Below are 2,733 nucleotides of genomic sequence, written 5' to 3'. Positions count from 1 at the left end.
CTGGAATGAGCGCCTGCGGGCGGGGCGGCGCTGCCGGTCCCGCCCGCTCGTCGGGAGCGTCGCGGGCCGGAGTGTCGGGGGCCGGTCCTGATCGGGCGGGGTTTCGCGGCTTCGGTATTGCTATTGGCGCGCAGGGAGGCGTTGCGGGTCTTCGGCCTGTCCTGCGGGTCTCGCTTGCGGAGCGGAAGCAGGGGGCTCTGCCCCCATTCCAGACATGCGTCCGGAATCCCCCCGGAGTTTATCCGGCAAGATGAAGGGCGAAGCCTCGCCCGGAGGAGGAGAGCATGGCACTGAAGAAGACGGCGGCGCAGCTTGTGGCGGAAGCGCGGGCGCGCATTTCCGAGGTCGGAACCGCGGAGGCGATCGCGGCGCTCGGGGATCCGGATCTGGTGATCGTCGACATCCGCGACATCCGCGAGCGCCAGCGCAGCGGCGTGATTCCCGGCTCGGTGCACGCGCCGCGCGGCATGATCGAGTTCTGGGTCGATCCCGACAGCCCCTATCACAAGCCGGTCTTCGCCCAGGAGGGCAAGCGCTACCTGTTCCATTGCGCCAGCGGCTGGCGCTCGGCGCTGACGGTGGCGGCGCTGCAGGAGATGGGCTTCGAGGCGGCCCACCTCCGCGACGGCTTCACCGACTGGGTGGCCCAGGGCGGCGCCGTCGAGCAGCTGCCACCCCGGGACTGAGTTTGCGACTGCGGCCCTAGCGGGCCTGCGCCGCCAGCACGGCGTAGAGCGTGCGCTCGTCGATGCCGGAGGCGGAGGCGAGGTCGGAGAGGCTCTGGTGCGGGTCTCCGGCGACGATTCCCGCCCCTTCGAGCGCCTGCATCAGCTGGTCCGGCGTTTCGCCCAGCACCGCGGCGACGCTGTCCACCGTGCCTTCGATCATCAGGCCGGCGACGGCGAACTGCGCCGGGCGGCCGCCCTGCCCCGCGGTGCCGGCGCTGCCGGCGAGCCCGCCGAGCGGCAGCACGAAGAGCAGCGCCGCGGCGAGCGAGGCCAGCATGGCGATGGCGAAGGCCGGGCGGCGCAGATAGCAGCACAGCGGCCGCCAGTTTTTCCACAGGTGCAGCGCGAAGGGCAGGATGAGCAGCAGGCTCAGCCATTCGTGCATCGCGTGGAACCACGTCGGATTCCAGTGGAAGAAAAGCGCGATCCCCGAGACGAGGGACACGAGGAAGATCCCCGTCAGCAGCGGGGTGGCGTAACGGTTGAGAACGGATGGCATGGCAAACACCTGGCTTTCTTGAAGGTCGCGTCGCCCCGCATCGGTGCCCGGGCGGCGCTCTCATGGACTTGAACGCGGTGTCAGTCCGGCCCCGTCGAAAGAATTCGCAGAAAGGTGAGATTTTCCCCTTGCAGACCGGCGCGGGAGACTCTAAATCGCCTCCACCATCAAGGACGCGGGCGTAGCTCAGGGGTAGAGCATTACCTTGCCAAGGTAAGGGTCGTGAGTTCGAATCTCATCGCCCGCTCCAGATGGACCCTTCGACGGCAGTGCCGTCGCAAACGGATGCGGGCGTAGCTCAGGGGTAGAGCATTACCTTGCCAAGGTAAGGGTCGTGAGTTCGAATCTCATCGCCCGCTCCAATTTGCCGGTTTTCCGGTCAGCAGACATCATCACCCGATACGGGACCGGACCACCAGACGGGTCGGGACCGGCGCGGGCCTTCGGGCCGTTTCCAGGCGTCACCCCATGACAACGGTCGCGGGGTGTTTTCGCGTGCCTTCCCCTCGGGCAATGTGCCATCGTCGCGAGGCCCCCTTCGGGGCGGAATACTTGAGCAAGTTTATAAGGTATTGCACTTTTCCGCCCGCTGTGGTGACTCTTTCGGCGTTCGTCCTGTCCTGCCAGCGAATTGCCCGCGGGGCACTGCCAGCGGATCATGTCATTTACCACCCTTCCAAGGAGGTGACGGTGCCCCGTGCCATCCCCCGCCCTTCCCTGTCCGCCCTGCTTGTCGCAGCGCTGGCGCTGCTGCCGGCTGCTCTCTCTGCGCAGGATGCCGAGACGGGCTCGCTGACCATTGAACTCAACGCCCAGGAGCAGGTCGAGGCCGGCTGCAAGCTCAGCTTCCTTGCCAGGAACGGCGCCGGTGGCGACATCGCCAAGGCGGTCTACGAGACCGTCCTCTTCGACGGCAACGGTCAGGTCGAGCGGCTGACACTCTTCGATTTCGGCACCCTGCCCGCGGGCAAGCCGCGGCTGCGCCAGTTCGTGGTACCCGGCGCGCAATGCGACGCGCTCGGTCAGATCCTCATCAACGGTGCGAGCACCTGCGAGGCGGGGGAACTCGGCGCCGATGTCTGTACCCGCGGCCTGACCCTGAGCAGCCGCACCGACGTGGAGATGCTGGGATGATCGACAGCCTCAAATCCCTCGTGATCCGCATCGCGGATCTTGGCGGCCCGGTCGTGCTGCTGCTCATCGTGCTGTCGGTGCTGACGCTGGCTGTGGTGCTCTACAAGCTCTGGCAGTTCCAGGCGGCCGGCGTCGGGCGTCACAAGGCGCTGCGTCTCGCGGTCGAGGCCTGGGACAAGGGCGACCGTGGCACCGCCGCGGGCGAGCTCGCGCATTCCAGGAGCTACCTCAAGCCGGTGATCGCGCTGGCCTTCACCGGGCGCTGCGACGCGGGCCGGCTCGAGGCCGAGGCCGAGACTCGTTTCGCCCGGCTCGAGAGCGGCTTCCGCTTCCTCGATTCGGTGGCGCAGCTGTCGCCGCTGCTGGGTCTCT

General features: G+C 67.7%; 3 protein-coding genes, 2 tRNA genes and 1 pseudogene. 5 read left to right on the top strand and 1 reads right to left on the bottom strand.

Translation table 11 applies throughout. The features are described from left to right. Positions 1–284: 284 nt before the first annotated feature. A complete protein-coding gene (locus HC022_RS23425; protein ID WP_089961712.1) occupies positions 285–686 on the top strand; it encodes a rhodanese-like domain-containing protein in 402 nt (133 codons plus the stop codon). 16 nt (positions 687–702) lie between these two features. Here the strand turns inward: HC022_RS23425 and HC022_RS23420 are convergent, their stop codons facing one another. Then, positions 703–1,227, bottom strand: coding sequence for a DUF4405 domain-containing protein (locus HC022_RS23420; RefSeq protein WP_167454008.1), 525 nt, complete (start codon positions 1,225–1,227; stop codon positions 703–705). Between the two features lie 175 nt (positions 1,228–1,402). Between HC022_RS23420 and HC022_RS23415 the strand changes: the two genes are divergently transcribed. The 4 genes and pseudogenes from HC022_RS23415 to HC022_RS23400 all read left to right on the top strand — a co-directional run. Further along, positions 1,403–1,477 (top strand) — tRNA-Gly (locus HC022_RS23415). Positions 1,478–1,514: 37 nt separating this feature from the next. After that, a tRNA-Gly gene (locus HC022_RS23410) sits at positions 1,515–1,589 on the top strand. A 328-nt stretch (positions 1,590–1,917) separates the two neighbouring features. Continuing rightward, positions 1,918–2,361 carry a hypothetical protein gene (locus HC022_RS23405; protein ID WP_167454007.1) on the top strand — a complete coding sequence of 148 codons (444 nt, stop codon included), beginning with the start codon at positions 1,918–1,920 and terminating at the stop codon, positions 2,359–2,361. Continuing rightward, positions 2,358–2,733 (top strand): annotated as a pseudogene (locus tag HC022_RS23400) (MotA/TolQ/ExbB proton channel family protein); the annotation flags it as partial. The gene HC022_RS23405 and the pseudogene HC022_RS23400, both read left to right, overlap by 4 nt.

It is taken from the genome of Salipiger sp. HF18 (assembly GCF_011806505.1).
GTDB classification, from domain to species: Bacteria; Pseudomonadota; Alphaproteobacteria; order Rhodobacterales; family Rhodobacteraceae; genus Salipiger; species Salipiger thiooxidans.
Note: the sequence above shows the minus strand (reverse complement) of the source record. Positions and strands in the feature narration are given on the sequence as shown.